This window comes from Paenibacillus sp. PCH8 (assembly GCF_002968835.1).
Lineage (GTDB): Bacteria > Bacillota > Bacilli > Paenibacillales > Paenibacillaceae > Paenibacillus.
On record NZ_PKQK01000001.1, the window covers coordinates 1,157,917 to 1,179,617 of the forward strand.

The 21,701-nt window shown below is 46.6% G+C and carries 23 protein-coding genes, 1 tRNA gene and 1 riboswitch; of the genes, 9 read left to right on the forward strand and 15 right to left on the reverse strand.

All coding sequences use genetic code 11. The features are described from left to right. Positions 1–76: 76 nt before the first annotated feature. A complete protein-coding gene (locus C0Q44_RS05175; RefSeq protein ID WP_105406319.1) occupies positions 77–580 on the reverse strand; it encodes a YwhD family protein in 504 nt (167 codons plus the stop codon). A gap of 101 nt (positions 581–681) precedes the next feature. Between C0Q44_RS05175 and C0Q44_RS05180 the strand changes: the two genes are divergently transcribed. The 3 genes from C0Q44_RS05180 to C0Q44_RS05190 all read left to right on the forward strand — a co-directional run bounded on the left by C0Q44_RS05180 (position 682) and on the right by C0Q44_RS05190 (position 4,405). Beyond that, positions 682–2,673: a M1 family metallopeptidase gene (locus C0Q44_RS05180; protein ID WP_105406320.1), complete on the forward strand. Its 1,992-nt coding sequence runs from the start codon at positions 682–684 to the stop codon at positions 2,671–2,673. A gap of 10 nt (positions 2,674–2,683) precedes the next feature. Continuing rightward, positions 2,684–3,526: a hypothetical protein gene (locus tag C0Q44_RS05185; protein ID WP_146113426.1), complete on the forward strand. Its 843-nt coding sequence runs from the start codon at positions 2,684–2,686 to the stop codon at positions 3,524–3,526. 267 nt (positions 3,527–3,793) lie between these two features. Beyond that, positions 3,794–3,931, forward strand: a riboswitch (cyclic di-AMP (ydaO/yuaA leader). 3 nt (positions 3,932–3,934) lie between these two features. Continuing rightward, the gene (locus C0Q44_RS05190; protein WP_105406322.1) at positions 3,935–4,405 is read left to right on the forward strand and encodes a C40 family peptidase; all 471 of its coding nucleotides are present in this window, start codon (positions 3,935–3,937) and stop codon (positions 4,403–4,405) included. Here C0Q44_RS05190 and C0Q44_RS29830 read toward each other — a convergent pair. Next, positions 4,388–4,585, reverse strand: a complete 198-nt coding sequence (locus tag C0Q44_RS29830; RefSeq protein ID WP_146113427.1) for a hypothetical protein — start codon at positions 4,583–4,585, stop codon at positions 4,388–4,390. The genes C0Q44_RS05190 and C0Q44_RS29830 overlap by 18 nt on opposite strands. 176 nt (positions 4,586–4,761) lie before the next feature. Between C0Q44_RS29830 and C0Q44_RS05195 the strand changes: the two genes are divergently transcribed. Both C0Q44_RS05195 and C0Q44_RS05200 read left to right on the forward strand, forming a co-directional pair. Beyond that, a complete protein-coding gene (locus tag C0Q44_RS05195) occupies positions 4,762–5,256 on the forward strand; it encodes a GNAT family N-acetyltransferase (RefSeq protein WP_105406323.1) in 495 nt (164 codons plus the stop codon). Between the two features lie 150 nt (positions 5,257–5,406). Continuing rightward, complete coding sequence (locus C0Q44_RS05200) at positions 5,407–5,763, forward strand: c-type cytochrome (RefSeq protein ID WP_105406324.1); 357 nt, start codon at positions 5,407–5,409, stop codon at positions 5,761–5,763. A gap of 152 nt (positions 5,764–5,915) precedes the next feature. Here C0Q44_RS05200 and rbsK read toward each other — a convergent pair whose 3' ends face one another. The 3 genes from rbsK to C0Q44_RS05215 all read right to left on the reverse strand — a co-directional run bounded on the left by rbsK (position 5,916) and on the right by C0Q44_RS05215 (position 7,629). Further along, complete coding sequence (gene rbsK, locus C0Q44_RS05205; RefSeq protein ID WP_105406325.1) at positions 5,916–6,902, reverse strand: ribokinase; 987 nt, start codon at positions 6,900–6,902, stop codon at positions 5,916–5,918. Between the two features lie 25 nt (positions 6,903–6,927). Next, entirely contained in the window at positions 6,928–7,224 is a 297-nt protein-coding gene (locus C0Q44_RS05210) for a 4a-hydroxytetrahydrobiopterin dehydratase (RefSeq protein ID WP_105406326.1), read from the reverse strand. A gap of 111 nt (positions 7,225–7,335) precedes the next feature. Next, positions 7,336–7,629, reverse strand: coding sequence for a hypothetical protein (locus tag C0Q44_RS05215; RefSeq protein ID WP_105406327.1), 294 nt, complete (start codon positions 7,627–7,629; stop codon positions 7,336–7,338). Positions 7,630–7,863: 234 nt separating this feature from the next. Between C0Q44_RS05215 and motA the strand changes: the two genes are divergently transcribed. Continuing rightward, positions 7,864–8,664 carry a flagellar motor stator protein MotA gene (gene motA / locus C0Q44_RS05220; RefSeq protein ID WP_105406328.1) on the forward strand — a complete coding sequence of 267 codons (801 nt, stop codon included), beginning with the start codon at positions 7,864–7,866 and terminating at the stop codon, positions 8,662–8,664. Next, positions 8,651–9,469, forward strand: coding sequence for a flagellar motor protein MotB (motB, locus tag C0Q44_RS05225; RefSeq protein ID WP_105406329.1), 819 nt, complete (start codon positions 8,651–8,653; stop codon positions 9,467–9,469). Before motA ends, motB begins: the two co-directional genes overlap by 14 nt. 203 nt (positions 9,470–9,672) lie before the next feature. On the opposite strand, the gene C0Q44_RS05230 is transcribed toward motB, so the two are convergent. Beyond that, positions 9,673–10,374, reverse strand: a complete 702-nt coding sequence (locus C0Q44_RS05230; RefSeq protein WP_105406330.1) for a pseudouridine synthase — start codon at positions 10,372–10,374, stop codon at positions 9,673–9,675. 18 nt (positions 10,375–10,392) lie between these two features. Continuing rightward, positions 10,393–12,732 carry an ATP-binding protein gene (locus C0Q44_RS32000; RefSeq protein WP_105406331.1) on the reverse strand — a complete coding sequence of 780 codons (2,340 nt, stop codon included), beginning with the start codon at positions 12,730–12,732 and terminating at the stop codon, positions 10,393–10,395. 332 nt (positions 12,733–13,064) lie between these two features. Between C0Q44_RS32000 and tadA the strand changes: the two genes are divergently transcribed. After that, positions 13,065–13,571 (forward strand): tRNA adenosine(34) deaminase TadA, encoded by a 507-nt coding sequence (gene tadA, locus C0Q44_RS05240; protein ID WP_105406332.1) that lies wholly within the window; start codon positions 13,065–13,067, stop codon positions 13,569–13,571. Positions 13,572–13,607: 36 nt separating this feature from the next. Beyond that, positions 13,608–14,180: a GNAT family N-acetyltransferase gene (locus C0Q44_RS05245; RefSeq protein ID WP_105406333.1), complete on the forward strand. Its 573-nt coding sequence runs from the start codon at positions 13,608–13,610 to the stop codon at positions 14,178–14,180. A 227-nt stretch (positions 14,181–14,407) separates the two neighbouring features. On the opposite strand, the gene C0Q44_RS05250 is transcribed toward C0Q44_RS05245, so the two are convergent. From C0Q44_RS05250 to C0Q44_RS05285, 8 genes are all read right to left on the reverse strand, one after another. After that, positions 14,408–15,502, reverse strand: coding sequence for a hypothetical protein (locus tag C0Q44_RS05250; RefSeq protein WP_105406334.1), 1,095 nt, complete (start codon positions 15,500–15,502; stop codon positions 14,408–14,410). 273 nt (positions 15,503–15,775) lie between these two features. Continuing rightward, positions 15,776–15,928 carry a small acid-soluble spore protein P gene (locus C0Q44_RS05255; RefSeq protein ID WP_105406335.1) on the reverse strand — a complete coding sequence of 51 codons (153 nt, stop codon included), beginning with the start codon at positions 15,926–15,928 and terminating at the stop codon, positions 15,776–15,778. 213 nt (positions 15,929–16,141) lie between these two features. Then, a complete protein-coding gene (locus C0Q44_RS05260) occupies positions 16,142–16,483 on the reverse strand; it encodes a hypothetical protein (protein WP_105406336.1) in 342 nt (113 codons plus the stop codon). 190 nt (positions 16,484–16,673) lie between these two features. Further along, positions 16,674–16,762: transfer RNA gene (locus C0Q44_RS05265), tRNA-Ser, on the reverse strand. 192 nt (positions 16,763–16,954) lie between these two features. Next, positions 16,955–18,238 (reverse strand): serine--tRNA ligase, encoded by a 1,284-nt coding sequence (serS, locus tag C0Q44_RS05270; RefSeq protein WP_105406337.1) that lies wholly within the window; start codon positions 18,236–18,238, stop codon positions 16,955–16,957. 271 nt (positions 18,239–18,509) lie between these two features. After that, positions 18,510–19,100, reverse strand: a complete 591-nt coding sequence (pdxT, locus tag C0Q44_RS05275) for a pyridoxal 5'-phosphate synthase glutaminase subunit PdxT (protein ID WP_105406338.1) — start codon at positions 19,098–19,100, stop codon at positions 18,510–18,512. A gap of 17 nt (positions 19,101–19,117) precedes the next feature. Beyond that, a complete protein-coding gene (pdxS, locus tag C0Q44_RS05280; RefSeq protein WP_105406339.1) occupies positions 19,118–19,999 on the reverse strand; it encodes a pyridoxal 5'-phosphate synthase lyase subunit PdxS in 882 nt (293 codons plus the stop codon). A gap of 246 nt (positions 20,000–20,245) precedes the next feature. Then, on the reverse strand, positions 20,246–21,634 hold the full coding sequence (locus C0Q44_RS05285; RefSeq protein ID WP_105406340.1) for a D-alanyl-D-alanine carboxypeptidase family protein: 1,389 nt from the start codon (positions 21,632–21,634) through the stop codon (positions 20,246–20,248). Positions 21,635–21,701: the final 67 nt, after the last annotated feature.

Sequence of the window (21,701 nt, forward strand, 5' to 3'; positions counted from 1 at the left end):
TAAAAGGCCTCGCACCGATATTTCCGGTCACGAGGCCTTTTACTTGTTTCTTCTATAATCTGTTGAATACTCTAACTTAGGAGAGTGCTTCCTTTAATACATCCGGAGAAGCATTCCACCATTCTTCGTTGTGTGAGATCAGCAGCGTCTTGAGTGCGGCCCGATCTTCTGGCCCAAGCTCATCTAGCATGAAGCGACGCTTCAGAGCATAATCCATCCGATTCACATGTTCCGCAAGCAGTTTCCATCCACGTCTTGCTTCTGTATCAATCCACATCTCACATGCGGTTGCTCCACCATACAGTTGCCCTTCCTCCGTGCGATCCACAGCTACCCACACCAGCCATACCTGGCGTCCGTTGGGTACATCCTCACGGTTCGTCGAGAACTTGATATTACGCTCCACTTTGCTCTTCGCATGCATTGCACCGATATCGATCTTGGCTTCACCATTATCAATAATGACCGGGGAAAGGTTATTCAGATCAATGGAGCCTGCACCGAAGCCTTTATGCTTGCTTTTTGCACTAACGATATTCAAGGCAATCTGTTTTTTGCCGTTTTGCTCGTTCTGGTCCATGTTTATAGCCTCCAAGAGTTGATACGAATATTTTAACTAATAATCGGCCCATTGCAAACATATACATGCTGTAGATGCTTGTCAACGGGAGGTATTAAACGATGATTCCACGACGCGCCAAGAGCTGGCTCACCCTATCCCTGATCCTGTGTGTGCTTGCCGGAGGGATATGGGTCACTCTGGGTTATAATCGCTCAACTCATTCCGAATTGCCAGTACTCGCCCCGGAATCGGGCAAGCCCAAGGCAATAGCCCCAACGCCAGCACCTCCAGAAAGTGTACAGACCCCTACCGCCGAAGTGTACAGCAACCGTGTTGTAGAATATCACATGGATGTGAAACTGGCCGAAAGGAACGTATTGGAAGGAACTCAGACGATCACCTGGACACATCCGGGCAAAAAAACCGTCAGCGAGCTTTACTTGCATATGTATCCCAACGCCTTCTCTACTGCTGACACCACCTTTATGAAGGAATCCGGCGGAAAGCTTCGTGGTGATGTCATGCCAACGAATGGCTATGGCTCCATGAACATTACCGAAATAAAAACGGAGGACGGGCTCTCTCTGCTGCACCGGATGCAGTATGTGCAACCGGATGATGGCAATATCAAAGATACTACTCTCATTAAAGTACGATTACCCAAACCTGTCAAAGGTGGAGAGAGCATTACACTCCACACCCGATTTGTAGTGAATTTGCCTAAGATTTTTGCCCGGATGGGCACAGCCGATGACTTTGTCATGGCGGGTCAATGGTTTCCCAAAATCAGTGCCTATGAACCTGTGGGCAGACGCGGACGAACCACAGAAGGCTGGAATCTGCACCAATACCACGGCAATTCGGAGTTTTACGCCGACTTCGGTATATATAGTGTGCGTATTCGGGTGCCTGAAACATACAAAGTGGCTGCTACCGGATTTCCAACGCAGCAAGCCGTGGTGAAGAACGGAGAAAAAGTCTATCAATTCTATGCCGATGATGTGCATGATTTCGCTTGGGCAGCCTCACCTGATTTTGTCTACGCCGAGGAGCCCTTCTCCGCACCCAATGTTCCTGGTGTACGAATCAAGTTATATCTGGACCCTGCCCATCAGGATCTCAAGGAACGTTATTTCTACGCCGCGAAGGCAGCTCTAGCCAATTATAGCAAATGGTTTGGTCCATATCCTTACGCGACCTTATCGATCGTTGTTCCACCCAAAGCGGGGAATGGTGCAGGAGGCATGGAATACCCCACGCTAATTACAGCCTTCGGAGCCGATGATAGCACACCAGGTTATGACCTGGAGCGTACCGTAGTTCACGAGATTGGCCATCAATACTTCTATGGGATGGTCGCGAGCAACGAATTCGAGGAAGCTTGGCTGGATGAGGGGTTCACCTCTTATGCAGAAGACAAATTGATGGAGCAAGAATACGGACTCATCCCGAATCTGCCGGTACAATCGGGTCTGATTACATCTCCTTCATCATTAACACAAGAGTCCTGGAAGTTCGATTCACAGGATGAGTATGCAGCCAATGTGTACACACGTGGCAAGCTAGTATTGCTCGGCATTGAACATCAAGTTGGTGCCAAGAAGATGGAGCGCATTCTCTCTACCTATGTGAAGAAGTACCGTTTCAAACATCCCACATCGGCTGATTTTCAAAAGGTTGTGGAGCAAGTAACCCGCACATCCTGGTCTGATTATTTTGATCAATACGTTTATGGTAGCGGAATGGCTGACTTTGCTGTAGAGAAGATTCGTGTCACTCCCGTGCAGAAAGACGGTCAAACATGGTACGAGTCATCTGTGACAATTGTGAAAAAAGGCAGTGATTACAGCGCAGTTCCTGTCCGCATTGCTTTTGAAGACGGGCATACGCTCACGAAGCAATGGAATGGCAAAGAAGATCGCATCACCTATAAGCTAACGCACACATCCCCGGCTTCCTGGGCCATGACCGATCCCCTGTACACGATCGTGCTGGAGAACCGCCATATGAACAATTTCCTGAAAACCGGACTGGATGAGCGGGCGAAGTCCCGCTGGAGCATGAGTGTAACCAAACTAATAGAAGCCATACTTGGAGGTCTATCATGGTGAGGTGGAGACAGTGAAAGCAAAAATTCGCGAAGGCTGGTTTCTCGTCCGTCAGCATATGTTCATTGCGGCACTCTTATTTCTTTATCAACTCATATGGGGATATTTCCTGTATCGAATGGTACAATCGGCTGTCGTTCCTCTGCTCCTGCGTTATCCGGATCCCGATGCCGGGGAGCTGAGTACACTTCTGTTCAAAATGGAAAGCCAGCTTAGCCTGTCAACTAATCCAGAAGTTCACCGTTATCTGTGGATTCTGGGGGCCATGCTGCTGGTTCGCATGTTGATCAGCCCCCTCATTCAGGCAGGACTGCTTTACTCGCTTCAGCACTATAATAGTACAGAAGAGCGAATTCCATTCGTCCGCGGGATTAAAAGTCTATGGAAACCGATGCTGCTGCTCCACACCATTCGTACATTATTAGTGCTTCTGCCCGGCTACTGGCTCGTGCCGAAGCTGTACTCGATTCTAATGGACGGATTTCATTCCCTTCAATTGCTTTTGCCTGGCATACCTTATGTTGCTGCCTGGATCGCATATGGTTGGATTATCCACCATACCCTGCTCTACATGCAGTTCGGTGTTTCCGCACCGGAAGGGGAAGGCGGCGCTCACGGCATACTCAAAGCGCTCTGGATTGCACTGCGTCATCTTATTGCTGTGATTGGCATTGCACTGCTGCTGGGCGGAGTCCATCTGCTTGTCTTCGGGGCATTTACTTCAGCCTCATGGTTACTAACGGGACTCACCGGACTTATACTACAACAGACTTATCCACTTGCCAGATGTCTCTTGAGTCTGTGGAAAATATGTGCCCATTTCCGGTTATGGCAGTCCAAATCATCCAAAGGTTAGAGAAGATAGTTTAAAAATTGTTACCAATCCATGTTAAATTTATGGCCTAATATGTACTAGTAAATAGGAAAACCTCAACCTTTCCCCGTCAAAGGTCGAGGTTTTTTTTGCTAAATTTGTTGCTAAACGTTGCCAAAGCAAGATTCCTCTGTTACAATAATCGCAGTGAGTTTTTAGTAACAACTTTGTAATATTTACATTCATATTTGTAACAACTTAAATTTAAACCTTAAAATTAAATCGTCTTTTCTTGATTTCACAGGTGCATAACTAGCATAGCCAAATTCCTGGCACCTGGGAAGCGGGGGAACCAGTTATGGGTGAATTGATCTTGCTACAGAGGGATCATAGGGGACCTTCAACCGAATCCTTAAGCTAACCTCGCAGGCGTTGGAAGGGGTATATCTCTTGTTTAAGAAGAAATTAACCGCAGCTGTACTTAGCCTCACATTCGCATTGTCACTTGGTGCAGGTAGCGCATTCGCAGATTCAAAGATGGACAAAGTTATTGATTCAGCAATGGGAACTACATACAAAAGCGGAGGAACAACGCTTAATGGCTTTGACTGCTCCGGATTCACAAGTTATGTATTCGACAAGTTGGGTATTGATTTGGCACGTCAATCCAGTTCCCAATTCGACATGGGTGACTCCGTATCCCGCATGGAGATGAGAGCTGGCGATCTGGTATTCTTTAATACAACAGGTAAAGGCGTATCACATGTAGGAATCTTTGTAGGGGATGGAAAGTTTGCACACTCTTCTTCTTCCAAAGGCGTAACGATCAGTGCTTTGAGTGAAAACTACTGGGCCAATCGTTATGTTGGCGCTAAACGGATTATGAGCACGGACACGTATGAATCACTGGCCCAAGAGTAGGGACAAGCTGAGCAACATGGTGCTGTAACCAATGACCATTACTGTAACCAAGTTAAGAAACATAACAGAACCGCCCGGTACATTCTCCGCAGGAATGTATCCGGCGGTTTTTTTGCGCTTCATCCTCTGTTGACGTTGCAAGTTAAACCCGGGGTGTAACAACTGCATGAATTGGTTCATTTTTCACTCGTTCGTCCGTGCCCTTATGATGTTTTTACCCATCTCATTATAATATAAACGGAATTACCGGAACTTTTGTTTCACTTTTTTTTCTGATAAGGCAAACTTGCCAAATGAACATCTCTTTTGTAGAGTAGACACAGAGTTCTGTTACCAGAAAAGGAGCATACCGTTGTATGAATGGAAACCCCTTGACGTTTCACGTAGTACCCATGCAAGAGGAACACGCGGGAATCATCTGCAGTTGGCAGTATGATCCGCCTTACAATATCTATACTTGGCTCCCTTGGGAGCAAATGAAAGCACTCGAAGTTGAATTTGGGGATGCACAGTTGCGGAAAGAACAATATGCGGTCGTACTGGATCAGAACGATCGGATGTGCGGATTCGCTCAATACTTCCCACTTCAAGGCGTAACCCGGATTGGACTGGGCATGCATCCAGAGCTGTGTGGTCAGGGTCAAGGGAGCCATTTTGTCACCTCCATTGTGCAGGAAGCCATCCGCCGGAATCCGACGAATGAGATTGATTTGGAAGTGCTCACCTGGAATGCTCGTGCCATTCAAGTCTATCTGAAGAGTGGATTTGTCACCCAGGATACATACGAACGACAGACCCCAAGCGGTTTAATGCCCTTCTATTGCATGGTCTATGAAGGGCCTCGCGATTAGTTTCCGGTACAAAATCACCGAATCTGCTCCTTGTTATGTGATTAGTTCAAAAAATTACCACAAAATGCTATGATGTGACTACAGCTTCCGTTATAATGATATGGATAGTTTCAAGTTAGATGATCTTTCATTCTGGAGGGGACATAAGGGATGCACAAATGGATCATGAGCGGGGTATTTTTTGCAGCATGCGCGTTAGCAATTGTTTTGATGTTTGCGCTTCCAGGGAAAGAGGAAGTGGCTGAAGAAGCGAAACCAACCATGCCGGAAGTTGTGATGGATGCTGGACAGGCTGAGGCATTGGTCAAAGCCAACTGTATTTCCTGTCACGGTGATCAGCTTCAAGGGGGCGTAGGCCCAGCTCTTGCGAACATTGGCAGTCAGGACGACGTGGAGAAGATCTACTCTACCATTGTCAAAGGTAAGGGCGGCATGCCTTCCTTCAAGGGCAAACTGCAAGATGAAGAAATTTCAAATATTGCTATGTGGCTGGCAGAGAAGAAATAATCTGCTGATTACAACGAAGAGGCCCTTAATTCCCTGTTGGGAGACTAAGAGCCTCTTCGTTATACCAATATTTCACACGTTCAGTTGAATGGTCTGTCCAGTGACAACATAGCCCCGTGAGGACATGTTACCAGGATAAGCAATCCCCACTTTTATCGGGCATCTTTCGCGTGTTCGGCCAGAAAGGCCTCTACTTCACGTGCGGACGGCATCCCGGACTGGGCGCCGAGCTTCGTCACGGACAACGCAGCCGCCCCCATGGCGAAGCCTACGGCCGCGTCCAGGTTCTCGCCACGCGCGAGGGCTACCGCCAGCGCGCCGTTGAAGCAATCGCCAGCGCCGGTCGTATCGACGGCGCTAACGGCATAGCCGGGCGCACGGCTCGCGCCGGCATGCCCTGCCTGTACGCGGCCACCAGGCGCCGCCGCGTACACAGCCCCCTCGGGGCCGAGCGTCGTGACGACGGCGGCCCCGAGGGATGCGGCGAGCTCAGCGACCGCCGCATTCAGGTCTTCCGGCCGGAGATCATCCCGGCCGGTAAGCACGGCGAGCTCGCTGCGGTTGGGCGTGACGACGTCGACGCACCGCAGGAGCTCTTGGGGCAGACCCGGCACCGCAGGAGCCGGGTTGAGCACCACCAGTGCGCTGCCTTCAGCCGCCAGTTGGGCGGCGCGGGTAACCGCTGGCAGCGGAATCTCCAGCTGCAGCAGCACCGCTGCGGCTGCAGTCAGGCTTTTTACCGTATCCGCCTCATCCAGCATGGCAGGCACAACTTGTCCATTCGCGCCAGGAATGACAATGATTCGATTGTCTCCCTTAGAGAGCCAAATGGAAGCTGTCCCTGTAACCGTGTCTTCCAATATGCGCACCTGCGAAGCATCTGCACCACTTTCCGTCAGACTGTGCAGCAGACGTTCGCCAAAACCATCTGAGCCCACTGCACCAATCATTGTAGTCTGTGCACCCAGACGTGCGGCAGCAACTGCCTGATTGGCTCCTTTGCCACCGGCGAGATAATGCAGCTCCTCACCACTCACCGTCTCGCCCTCTTCCGGAATCGTATCCGTCTTGACCACGAGATCCATATTAAGGCTGCCTACAACAGCGATAAGAGGTTGTTTCTGATTAGGGTCTGACATGTATTGGCTCACTCACTTCCAGCGGTCATGATAACCTCATTTTCTCAAAAGCTTCGTTATACTGCTCTGCTTCCTTAATATCTACTGATGTAATGCCGCCCTCATCCCATGACGTGAGACGCAGCGTAACCGTTGTATAATCAATCGTAATAAAAGGGTGATGATTGAATGCTTCCGAGATCGCAGCGACCTCATCCACAAATGCAATCCCTTTCATGTAGTTGGAAAACACGAATTTACGTACTATCCACCGTCCCTCTTCCAGTTCCCAGCCTTCCAGCCTTCCCAGATGAGCTTCGACTTCCTCTTGCGAAAAAACCATGCGTTATCTTCCTCCCCATAGGACGGTACATGACAGACATATGTCCGTATAACCATCGACACCTAGTATCCCCATTTTGATTCCTATCCTTAAAAATAGTATGTGCGCATGCTAAATTAACGGTACAAACGTCAATTCTTCTTCCCCGATCAAAATATGAATCCGGTGCTGATCCTTATCATGGATCACAACCCCACTTCCAACTGGAATAATAGAGTCTTCACCCAGCCCATAGAACAGATCTTCCGCCAAAGCCTCATCCACTTCAAGTTGCTCAGATGCACCTAGTCTCTCCCACTCTTCCGAGTCCATTTCGAAGAAAACATACCGATCTGGTATGCGTCCGATTGCCATTGTCAAATCTGTCAAAATTCCTTCATAATCCCGTCCATGCTTTACGCCCATTGATTTTTCACTCCTATTCGGCCCCTAAGGAGCGGATTTGATCTTATTATACCTGAAAATAACCCTTAAAAAAAAAGGCCTTCTGGTCGATAAATAGTATATATGACCGTTTTAACTGTTTTAGCAACCGTAAGGAATGCCTAACGTTGAACGGATTGTGGCCAAACATTCGTCCGGAAGCCCGAATACAGCCGCTTGAAAGGATTCAATTTTATCTCATGGATGAGGTGTATGATGAACATTTCAACGATTATTGGACTAATTTTGGGGCTGGTCTCCCTTGTATTTGGTATGTTCTTGAAGGGTGCGCCCTTAATCAACCTGGTTAACAATCCCGCAGCCTACATTATTATCTTTGTTGGTACGGCAGGAACCATCTTTATCGCATTTCCGATGTCTGAAGTTAAACAAATCCCTAAGCTTTTCGGGATTGTCTTCAAAAATCAAGTACTTATTGATCGAGTATCTCTGATCGGCACATTTATGGAATGGGCTTCCACTACCCGTCGTGAAGGTTTGCTTGCACTGGAATCAAAAGTAGAAGAGATTGACGATCAATTCCTTCGTGGCGGTATGCGTATGATTATTGACGGCAACGATCAGGAATTTGTAAGTGATGTACTTATGGAAGACATTCATGCTACAGAAGATCGCCATCGTGGCGGTGCCTTGATCTTCGCTCAGGCGGGGATGTATGCACCAACGCTCGGGGTTCTCGGGGCCGTTGTAGGTCTCATCGCAGCACTTGCCGATCTCAGTGACATGGAGAAACTCTCCCATGCGATTGCGGCCGCATTTATCGCAACACTTCTCGGTATATTTAGTGGTTACGTGTTATGGCACCCGATGTCTAACAAGCTGAAGCGGATGTCCAAGAAAGAAATGGAGATCAAGCTGATGATGGTTGAAGGACTGTTATCCATACAATCCGGTGTCTCCACCATCGCCATCAACCAAAAGTTATCCGTATTCCTGACACCTTCCGAGCGTAAACAACTGGAAGAGAAGGAGGGATCATCAGGTGAAAAAGGCTAAGAAGCACGAACCACATGAAGAGCATATAGACGAGAGCTGGTTGCTTCCCTATTCCGACTTGATGACCTTGTTGCTCGCTCTGTTTATTGTGTTGTTCGGCATGAGTTCAATCGATGCAGCTAAGTTCGAGCAGATGGCTTCCGCACTAAACAGTGCATTGAACGGTGGCTCTGGTATTCTGGATCATACGTCCATGAATCCAGACACCCCTGGTGCGGACTTGGGTAAGAATAAACAAGAGCCCAAGGAAATCACCAAGAACACACCGGGTCAGATTACAGATGCTCAGATGGCTCAGAAAGAGCAGGAAGATCTGGAGAAGCTCAAGAAACGACTTGACCAGTATATTTCCAAAAACGGGCTTTCGGACCAGCTGAACACCAAGCTAAATCAGTCTGAATTGAAGATCACGATCAGTGACAATGCCCTGTTCTCTTCGGGACGAGCGGATGTGAAGCCTGAGTCACGATCCCTGGCCAAAGCGATATCGAGCATGCTGCAAGAGTTCCCTGAATACGAAGTGGTTGTATCCGGTCATACCGATAATATTCCCATTTCGAACAACCAGTATAAGGATAATTGGGATCTGAGTGCAGACCGTGCACTTAACTTCCTGAAAATTCTGTTGCTGAATACGAAGTTGGACCCTTCCAAATTCACACCCAGTGGTTATGGGGAATATCATCCGATTGCCAGCAACGACTCCAATGTCGGACGGGCACAGAACCGCCGTGTAGAGGTGTCTATCATTCGGAAGTACCAAAGTAACAATACGGCTGTAAAAGCCGTTGGCAAAGGCAATTAGAGGTCTACAGACGACTTCCAATGACATATGACCACAGACCGTTCTTCATCTTACATGGAGAGCGGTCTTTTTTTTTATACGTTGTATGTTGCACTATACTCTTGCCATCTTCTCCAATTCATCCTGAACCAAATGTACAGATACCAAAAAGCCCTGCATTCCATTACGGAACGCAGAGCTTCGATAAGTCCAAATTGAATCGGTTATTCCATTGAGTAGTCGAGCAGACTTCCCAATTCTGCTTTTTCTGCGGACGTAAGCTCTCTCCATGAACCGGTTGCCATTTCTCCAAGATGGATATTCATAATACGAACCCGCTTCAGCTTACGGACCTCGTAGCCAAACGCGCTGCACATCCGCCGAATCTGGCGATTCTTTCCTTCCGTCAGAATCATACGGAATACATGCTCCGTCATCCGAGTGACTGTACATGGCAGAGTCATTTCACCCAGAATCTTGACCCCTGTACTCATGCCTCGAAGGAAACTCGGCGTTACCGCTCGATCTACGGTGACAATATACTCTTTCTCATGACGTCCTTCTGCTCTAAGAATCCGGTTCACGATATCCCCGTCATTCGTCATCAGGATCAAACCTTCCGAATCCTTATCCAGACGTCCGATAGGGAAAATACGTTCATCGTGCCCGACAAAATCAACAATATTACCCTGGATATGCTGCTCCGTTGTGCTTGTGATCCCGATCGGTTTATTCAGCGCGATGTATACATGTTTTCTCTTTTCCTTAATCGGTTTACCATTAATTCGTACATCGTCGCCATCCTCTGCCTGACTGCCCAGTTCAGCCTTAACTCCATTAATGGTAACCATTCCGTTATCCACCAACTTGTCGGCCTCACGCCGGGAGCAATAGCCTGTTTCACTAATAAATTTATTAATACGCAAAAGGTAATCTCACCTCATCTATTTCTGTTCATCTGTAAGTGTGTCATCCGTTACCTGGTCTGCCTCCATAACTTCCGGTTGTTGCTCGGATGCAGGCAGTTCAATAATAACCGTTGTTCCCTTGTTCATGACGCTTCTAATATCCATCATGCCCTTATGTGATTGAATAATGCGCTGACTGACCATAAGGCCAAGCCCTGTTCCAGACTCTTTATTCGTGAAGAAGGGCTCACCGAGCTTGGGCATCATCTCTTCCGGGATACCAATCCCTTCATCCTTGATCTCAATTCTTACCCGGTTCAGCTGCTCATCATGCTTGAGCTTAATATGGATTTTTCCTCCATTTGGCATGGCCTCCATACCATTTTTCAGCAAATTGATAAATACCTGCTTCAACTGATTCTCTTCACAGTGTACCATAGCCGAATCGGATGAGGCACGCAGTACAAATTCTACACCATGCAGATGGGCCTGACTATCCAGTAATGAGATGACATCGCCGAGAATAAATCGAATATCCCGATTCTGAAAATGAACAGCCTGCGGTTTCGCCAGAATTAGAAATTCACCAACAATAAGATTGATACGATCCAGCTCTGATAACATCAGATCCAGATGACGATGATTCAGCTTGTTGCTCTCTTGCTGAAGCTGTAGGAACCCGCGCAATGTGGTGAGTGGATTGCGAATCTCATGGGCCACACCCGCTGCAAGCTGGCCCACGGTAGTAAGCTTCTCAGAGCGTCTGAGAAGCTCCTCCATCCGATTACGGCTTGTAATATCCCTGGAGACGCTAATGAGCGCGGTAATCTCTCCAGCCTCGTCTCGTACCGGGGCCGTACTGACACTGACCTCTACTCGGGTCCCGTCCTTCTTCATCCAGATCGTTTCGTTGGATGTAATGGACATACCCTCAACGAGTTGGGCGTGCTGACGACTCATTTCTTCTTCTGCCTCCGGCGGAATGATCTTCAAGTTACGACCTTCCACCTCACGACTTCGCCAGCCGTATAATTGTTCAAATGCCCGGTTAACCCGCAGCACTTTCCCTTCAAGATCCGTAATGTGAATGGCATCCGCTGTCTGATTGATAATGGACTCTAGATGCTCTTTCACAGCCCGATTCTCTTCATACATCTGTTTCAACCGGCTCGTATAATGACCCAGATTGCGAATCATGGCATTAATACGATTGGCCAGTTGGCCGAGTTCATCCTTCCTCCTTACTTTCAGACGGAAATCGAAGTGTCCATCAGCCACATCATTCACTTTGCCCAGTATGGATTGAATCGGGCGGGTAATATACCCTGCGAGCAAGTAGCTGCCAAAGATCACGATCTCCAGCAAAACAAGGGATATTGAGGCATGGCTAACCAACTGCTCAGATACCATGGAGGATATTTGCTTATAGTCCATGACAATACTGATGACATAAGAGGACTGATTAGGTGTGAAAATCGGGATAAAACTCTTCAATACCTTCTGTTCGTGTGTTTCACTGACAAAAGATACATTCTGCCCTGTTCGAATGGCTCGCACCACAGCACGATGGTCTTCATCCGCTGAACCATACTGGTATGTACCGAAACGAATGGGTCTGTTATTCAAATTGCTAAAGTTCGAATCTCTTCCGTCATCGCCCATGTTTGGGCTACCGAAAGTCAACGGATTGATACCTGTAATCTCCAGAATAGACGGATTAACCTCACGAATTTTATTCAAAATCTCGTCCGGACTAGAGATTTTCACATAGTCATCGACTTCCGTATTATTAAAGAAGGGGTTGATTATGTAGTTTCTTTTTCCATCATGATAGTAACCCCAGATATCAATATCTGTAGGACTGGATGTAGAATACTCGAATCCATCTGACCAGAAGTGCTCCAACTTTTGCCCTTGGGGAATGGTCACCTGTTGTTTTTCAAACAACTGCTTAAATGCCTGATACCAGTAGGTCATGGATTTCGTCGATAGTCCGATCTCTCTCGGATCTGAAGAGCGACTTACAACAATGTCATCATCCGTCTGCTCCATCAACGAAATATGCGAAACGCCTACCTTTTTGCTCATACGAACAAGTTCTTCATTTGTGATATTATTAATATCAGGGTCCAATTCTTCCGCCGCCATTACGGCAGCAAGCCACAGATTGTTTCCAATCTGTCGTTTTACATAATCCGAACTGTATTGATTCTGTTCGACAGCAATTGCAATCTGCTTTGCAGTGAGTACCATCTTGTTTTCACTGTCCTGCCTCAGATTCTCTTCTGTAGTATAATAACTTAGTGCGATATTCAACACTAAAATAACGAGCACTGAGCACGACATAATCATGGATAATTTCGTTTTAATAGACAACTTTTTTTGTTCACCTCTCGGCTTGTACCCTCTGGCGATATATGGCAAAACCTATATCCATCATAACGCTTGTATGTCTATTTGAAAAGGATAATTGACCTGTGTCCAAAGTTTACCGATTGGCTGAAAAGCTCGAAATTCGTTGTTTTATGCCTTTTCGGACTCTACAGTGAAATTAATCACTATAATTATCCACAAATCCACAGGCTTGTGGATAGTTTGTTTATAACTATGTGAGCAACTACATGGTTATCCACATCTTTATGCACAACATGTTAACAACCCGAATATTTGTTCGCTGAATAAACGCTTTTGGAAGGAGTTATATTGTAATGAATGACCATTCTTTCCAGCCTGATCTTGTGAATTTATCCGAGGAAGCTCAGCATGAGCACTGGATGCGCGCGGCCATTGCCGAGGCCTACAAAGCTGAGGCTCTTGGAGAAGTTCCCATTGGAGCTGTAATTGTGCAAAACAACCAGATCATTGGTCGAGGATACAATCTGCGTGAAACGACACTGGATTCTACCGCCCATGCAGAGATGGTTGCAATTCGTCAGGCCAGCGAGACCATTGGTGCTTGGCGTTTGCTCGATTGTGCTCTATACGTCACATTGGAACCCTGTCCGATGTGTGCTGGTGCTATTGTACAATCCAGAGTTCCCCGTGTAATCTATGGTACTGCCGATCCCAAGGCTGGCTGTGCAGGTACACTGATGAATCTGCTACAGGAGCCCCGTTTTAACCATCGAACCGAGGTTATTCCAGATATTCTCCAGCCTGAATGTTCTACTATGTTGACTCAATTTTTCAGAAGTTTACGCAAAAACAAAGTTTGAACATAAACATTCGAATCGGAAAGGAAGTATAACGCAATGGCACTAACACTCTATGATACAGCCCACGGCATAAGCCTTAGGTTGCTCACATCCCAGGATACACAGTCATATCTGGACCTGATCCAGATCACACGTATCCCCTACCAAGCTGTAGAACCTGTGCGGGAAGACGATTTCTATACGCTGGATGCTCAGACTCGCCGCATTCAGGATCGGGTACAAGCTGCAGAAGAAGGTGCGGGGTATCAATTCGGAATCTATACGATCGAAGACAGCCGCCTAATTGGACAAGTAAGTCTCAATAATGTGGCATTGGGTGTCGCTAACTATGCTGACATGGGATACTTTATCCATCCGGATTATCAGGGCGGCGGACGAATGACTGCTGCTGTTAAATTGGCTGTCGCATATGGCTTCCGTGCCCTGAAATTAAATCGGATTCAGGCTGCGGTACTGCCCTCTAATAAGGGTTCACAGCGCGTATTGGAGAAGAACGGATTTCAGGCTGAAGGCATAGCTCGCAAATATCTCAAGATCAACGGCAAATATCAGGATCATCAGATCTACGCTGTGCTTGCAGAGGATCTGGATGATGAACTCACAAGATAACCTGCTACCTCTTACAGCTGTCCACATTGTAGTTCATCATACCAGAAACCGCACTTCCCTTTCCTAGGGAACAGTGCGGTTTTTGGTATAGAACTTCAGGTCAACTCAAAATCATAGCCATTTATTCAGTAGACATCCTCTCTACTGTGTTTAACAAAAAAACCGCTTGTACCCAAGCGGATTGATATCTTCCACTTGAATAGCAAACGGTTGGCTTGAATCTTAGATCAGTATCCGTACGAAGCGTTCATCATTTTTTCGAACTCTGCCATCGTAATCACATCATCGCCAGTAGGGATGTTGATTTTGAATGCTGCCTTTTCGTTAATCTTGGTGTACGTATTAGAACCGGTAAATGCCAATTTCACTTCGTCTTTTGTATCTTCCGGTTTAATCAGCACATCCGCAACGATCTTTTGATATACCGGGAAGTCGTTTTTGTCCAATGCGAAATCAATGTTGAATTGATTAATCGTCAGAACATCTTTCAATTTGTCCAGGTCTTTAGCCATTTCAGCCTGATCTGCCTCAGTGATTTTCAGGTCTTCTTTCGCTTTGTCGATATCAGCCTGATCCATTTGCAGCATTTCACGATATTCCTCTTTGGAAAGAATATCCAATACTTTAGGCATAGCTTTCGTTACCAGTACAGTAACCGCTTCTTTAACATTGTCATTATTCACCGAGAATTGTACGACCTGCTTCGCATCTACACCTTCAGGAAGTTTTGCATCTTTGGTGTCAAGATTTTTGAAGAATTTAGCTTGGTCGTACTCGCTCAGCACTGCATCCATTACTTCGTTGCTCAACTTTTGTGTTTTGGCTGCGTCCATAGCATCCGGGTTCCATTCCGTGCCCTCTTGCTCAGCCAGTTCTTTTAGATCCAGCTCCAGGAATTTACCAACAACATTTTCTGGAATCGGGAAGAACGGAATATTCGGTACCTTGACATAGAGTTTCTCTGCCGTCATTACCATTGGAATATTAAAGGTCATACCCATGTCGCCTTTAAGCTCGATGCTAACAGTCATCTCTGTCTGCATTGGCTCGCTCTGGTATACACCTGTTACGTTCAACTGGGCATCCTTCAGCATGCTCATGAACTGAGTCATGGTCGGGTCACTTTGTGACGCGTCTGCAGGTTTATAGCTCAATTCATTAATTGTGAAGTTGGAACTCATCTCATACGAAGTCAATTTCGAAGCATTGGCCGCAGCCGTTTTCAATGCCTCTTTTGGTTCCTGCTTGCTACTACATGCTGTCAATGCCATGGATACGGTTAACAGCAACGTAAGAAGAAGCGCCCCCATACGTTTAGTCATTTTGTGTCTCTCCTCTCGTGATAACCCCAAAAAAAGTAATTCAATATCAATGATATACCATTTAGCCAGATACCGAAACCTAATTTGGGAAAATTGTGATCTTTCCTCTTTAAAATGGCTACAAAGACCTATGTCAGCTTTGGGAATAACCAGTTACCTGTCTTTATATATGTATGAATACGCAAAAGCCCCTTGTTAGGTAACAAGGGACTTTCGTGTTGAGTTGCAGACCACAGGGTCTATCCTGAGTAAAACTCGTGGTGTTTTCTTCTATTAACCTTGTGGATTCAAGTGATCCACATGATTCTGATTTTTTACTTTTTTGGAACCGGACAGTGGCTCCTGCATGGAAGAGCGTTTGGATGAATGACGGTGCTGTTCAGAGGTTTGCGCTTCCGGTACAGGAATTGCTTTGGGTTTGCTCATGTTGTTGCCCCCTCATCATTGTTAGGAATGGGATGGATCCCTATCTTCCGTTTGGTCATGATTCAGTGCATCCTGATGGCGACGATCATTGGTACCTTGCTGAATTTGCTGGGCATGATGACTGTTTACGGCTGGCTGCTTCAGATCATCGACTACATTTTGCAAGTTTTTGTTTAGCTTGAGTCAATGGAGTTCACTCCTTCAGAGTTCAGGCTACTGATTCGTCTGAGACTGTAACGACTGGGCACATTCGTGAATGTGCCGCGTATAATCATGAGCCAATTCCTGAATCGGTTCTGTACGCTCATCTGTCGTTCGTCCATCCCGTTCCACATCAATCAGTTGTACACTGACTTCACGGGAATCGACATAAGCACATTTGAAATCAAAGGAGTACATCTCGTGCCCTGCCGTCGCAATGTGTATCCGAATAGCCTGCTGATCGGCTTCATCAGCCATCACTTGAGCCTGGTCGCCAACATTCAGTACTTCCGGCAACCGTTCTTGCCAAGCTCCTACAAGCTCCGTCTGATCAATGTTTAACTCGCGGTTCATCTTACCACCTCCACTCCTATAAAGTGCGGCGATGAGGATGTTTTTATGCATAACCGCCGGATTGAAATATAGGTCGTACTCGACAAAGTCTCCATCAGCCGCCATGGTGCGCTCTCGCGACGTTGCGCTTTCTTAAAACGCAAAAAAGGACCCGCGCGATATCGCTCAAGTCCTTGTTATAAGTGTAGTATGGCGGAGAGGGTGGGATTCGAACCCACGTGGAGTTGCCCCCTAACGGTTTTCAAGACCGCCCCGTTATGACCGCTTCGGTACCTCTCCAAAAAGAAAACTTTTATAAACTTTCCACAAAAAGTATCATACCACAATTCAATATCATAATGCAAGCTTTTTGTATCTCAATGGGTGATCCATATCAGAAAGCAGACTCCATTATACAATACATTCCAATCCGCCATTCAGAAATGACGGACGGAATTTGTAATCCCTTAATATGAGAAAAGATACTGACTCTTAAGACCGATGTGCAATCACACTGTGGCCGCCCATATAAGGACGCAATGCTTCTGGAATAACAACCGTGCCATCTTCCTGTTGATAATTCTCCAGGATTGCAGCTACCGTCCGTCCTACAGCCAATCCTGACCCGTTCAATGTATGCACAAATTCCGGTTTGGCTTTTGGCTCTCTGCGGAAACGGATATTCGCACGGCGTGCCTGGAAGTCCTCACAGTTGGAGCAGGAAGAAATTTCACGATAGGTGTTGCTCTCAGGTAACCACACTTCAATATCATACGTTTTCGCTGAAGTGAAGCCCATATCTGCCGTACATAATGTCAGAACACGATACGGCAAGCCCAATAATTGAAGCACACGCTCCGCATTTTGTGTCATTTTCTCCAGCTCTTCATATGAAGTCTCCGGAGTAGAGAGCTTGAGTAGCTCTACTTTGTTAAATTGATGCTGACGAATCAACCCACGTGTATCCCGGCCAGCTGAGCCGGCTTCAGAACGGAAACAAGAACTGTATGCCACAAAGTGCTTAGGCAATTGATCTAGATTCAGAATCTCTTCACGATGGTAGTTCGTTACCGGAACTTCAGCGGTAGGAATCAGATAATATTCGGTATCTTTCAGCTTGAACAGATCTTCTTCGAACTTCGGCAGTTGACCTGTTCCGAAAAGGCTGTCCCGATTGACGATATATGGAGGCAGAATCTCTTCATATCCATGCTGATCGCTGTGCAGATCCATCATGAAGTTGATCAATGCGCGCTCCAAACGTGCCCCCAGCCCTTTATAAAAGGTAAAACGTGAACCTGTTACTTTGGCTGCCGCTTCAAAATCAAGGATGTCAAGATCCTGTGCGATTTCCCAGTGTGCTTTTGGTGCAAACGAAAATGACTTGGGTTCTTCCCAACGCCGAATCTCCACATTGTCCTCTTCGGAAGCTCCGATGGGTACGCTCTCGTTAGGAATGTTCGGAATCGCCATCGTAAGGTCATTAATTTTCGCTTCCAGTTCACGTACTTCTTCGTCCATGGCTTTGATTCGATCCGAGACTTCGCGCATCTCCGTAATCAATTCGTCTGCATTCTCACGGTTCTTCTTCAGTCTGGCGACTTCACCAGAGACCGTATTCCGACGACTCTTCAGCGTTTCACTCTCTTGAAGTAATTCCCGACGCTTGGTATCCATCTCAGTAAATCCAGCAACAAGATCCAGTGATTTGCCACGGTTAGTCAATGCTTCTTCAACACGCGCATACTCATTCCGCAATATTTTCACATCAAGCACAATATACCCCTCCTAAATAACCCCACGAAGTGAAGCCTTATGTTACTTCCAATCTCATAACTCTTCTGTGTACCTTACTATATACTTATCGGACCCTATAACCAAAAAAACAACCTACACTCCCCGGTGTCACCCTCCGCTGCGATTCCCGCTATGAAGCAGTTACAGGCAACATCAGGCATCCGTTCAGATGCAACTGCCAACCAGCGGCCTTACAAGGCTGCTGGGGAGTGATCCGATGACCGGGAGATCATAGGTTGTACATCATACATTATTTAGGGTCTACCGAGTGTTTGTAGGATCTGGCCATGTCCACAAAATAAGCATGCAAACGATAGTCATCCGTCAACTCTGGATGATAGGAGCAAGCCAGTAAATGTCCCTGACGAGCCGTAACAATCTCATCCTTGTAGGTGGAGAGAACTTCCACTTGGTCTCCGACACTCTCGATTAAGGGAGCCCGGATAAACACAGCCCTTACCGTTTCCTCGATGCCTTTGACTGGCAGATCTGTCTCAAAGCTTTCTCTCTGCCGTCCAAATGCATTTCGAGATACAGTCATATCCATTAGCTCCAAGTGAGCTTCTTCTTGCCCTGCAATGTGTTTAGCCATAACGATCAGGCCTGCACAGGTACCAAATACCGGTTTGCCTTTAGTAGCAAACGCACGAATAGCATCGATAAACTCATACTTGCGCATCAGTTTGCCAATTGTCGTGCTTTCCCCTCCAGGAAGGATAAGACCATCCAGATCATCCAGTTGCTTAACCTCTTTGATGGCCACACCTTCTGCTCCAGCACGTTCAATACTCCGTATATGCTCTGTTACAGCCCCTTGAAGTGCTAAAACGCCGATCTTCATCTGCACATTCCCCTTCTCTACCAGCCACGATCTTGCATACGCTCGGAAGGTGCAAGTTTGGAAATCTCAATACCTTTCATCGGTGCTCCAAGATTCTTGGACACTTCAGCAATCAGTTTATAGTCTGTGTAGTGAGTTGTCGCCTCTACAATTGCACGTGCGAACTTCTCCGGGCTTTCGGACTTGAAGATACCTGAACCTACAAATACACCGTCAGCACCCAGATGCATCATCAGTGCAGCATCTGCAGGTGTAGCCACGCCGCCAGCTGCGAAGTTAACTACAGGCAGTTTTCCATTTACATGGATATCAAGCAGCAGCTCATATGCCACACCAAGATTTTTGGCTTCAGCGTACAGCTCGTCCTTGGACATGTTGGTTACTTTACGAATTTGGCTATTGATAAAGCGCATATGACGCACAGCTTCAACAATATTACCTGTTCCCGGTTCACCTTTGGTACGAATCATAGAAGCTCCTTCACCGATCCGACGCAGCGCTTCTCCCAAGTCTTTGGCTCCACATACAAACGGTACAGTGAACTCATGTTTATCAATATGGAATACTTCATCCGCAGGAGTCAGTACTTCACTCTCATCAAGGTAATCCACACCCAGTGATTCGAGTACCTTCGCTTCTACATAATGACCGATCCGTGCTTTAGCCATAACAGGAATACTTACGACTTTCATCACTTCTTCAACAATGGTTGGATCAGCCATGCGAGCTACTCCGCCTGCTGCACGAATATCTGAAGGAACACGCTCTAACGCCATAACTGCTGTTGCGCCTGCTGCTTCAGCGATTTTAGCTTGTTCAGCATTCATGACGTCCATGATGACGCCGCCTTTTTGCATTTCAGCCATACCTCTTTTAACGCGTGATGTCCCCGTTTCCATATTCCAAGCCCCCCGTAATGTATGTGTCGTTCATTGCCTTGAATACTGCGGGTAAACTCGCTCCCCCAAGTAAAAGAACAATAGACTTTTTTACTTCACCATACGTAGAATTCTAACTTGATATTTTACCGGAAAAATTGCAAATATACAATCCATCCGGTCGGAATAACTTGTATTTTGTCAGTGATTTGACCAGATAGGCGTCAAATTCATAATTCCACTCTTTTTCATTACGTTTACTATTGGTTAGAACAGGTTTTTGATTCCGTCAAAGAGATCCACGAAGAAATCCTTCACAGCACGGAAGAACAGACGGAACCATCCGCCTTTATCGGCTTCTTCAGCAGTGATCAAGTTCACTGTTTTTTCCTGAGGTTCCATTCCATCTGCTTTATACGTATACGTTACCGTACCAACCTTCGTACCTGCCTTGATTGGGGCTACCAGCTTGTCGGCCTCAGTTACATTGGCTTTGAAAGTCACATCCAGGTTTTGAGTACCTTTGGGAACAACGAAACTTACCGCATTATCTGTTACGACAGGAACGGTCGTTTCTTTCCCTTTTTTCAAAGGTACTGCTTCCCAGCCTGTCACTTTGGTTTTACCCGCAACAGCCTGTTTCACTTCAAAGTTATTAAATCCAAAATCCAGTACCTTTTTGGTTTCTCTGAAACGTGCGGATTCCGAATCGGTGCCCATAACAACACTAATCAGACGCATACCATTACGTTCTGCCGTACCTGTGAAGTTATTGCCCGCATTCGTGGTATGGCCTGTTTTCATTCCGTCCAGACCTTCATAGGCATAGCTTTTGAAATTGGTTATATTTTTATTCGCTTCCAGCATCCAGTTGTAGTTGATAATTGGAGCTTTATCATTGGGGCGGAACTTGTAAGATTGAATGGTTGTAAATTCTGTGTAGTCGGGGTGATCCCTAATGATGTATCTGCATAGAATTGCAGCATCCAATGCGGACATAACTGTTTCCTTTTCTTCAGCTGGGCGAAAATCGGCTGGCATATCTGCCCGGTCCAGACCCGAAGAGTTGATGAAGAACGTATCCTTCATGCCCATACGCTTCGCTTCATCATTCATCATTTTCACAAAAGCTTCTTCCGAACCTGCCACATGTTCAGCCAGCGCAACTGTAGCATCATTGGCAGAGCCAACAGCCATAGCAATATAGAGATCTTTAACCGTATGCTGGTCACCTTCCGCCAGGAAAATACGTGATCCGACGCTTTGTGCAGCATTCTTTTTAACAGTCACGATATCGTCCCAGCTGAATTTCCCTTGTTTGACTTGTTCTGCAACAATATATTCCGTCATCATCTTAGTCATACTTGCAGGTGGCATTGCTTTATCCGCATCGACAGACAATAGAACCTGACCTGTTGAAGCCTCCATCAGCACGGCTGATTTAACTTCAAGCCCAAGTGAGTCTACCGCGGGAACCTGCACTGCCTTCTCCGTCTTTGTTGCTGTTGCAGCAGCCGTCAGAACCTGACCAGAGTTATTCGCAGCAGCCATAACAGGCATTACTGCGGACATGCAGAGCATGTTAATCAGCATAACCGAGGCTACGCTCTTTTTGAGCATTTGGCGTTTCTTTTTATTCATGTGTTTGGCTTTCAATGATGAATACTCCCTTCGATCCGAAGCACTTTGATATACTTCAGTGCAGCTCAAGCTGCGATTTTCT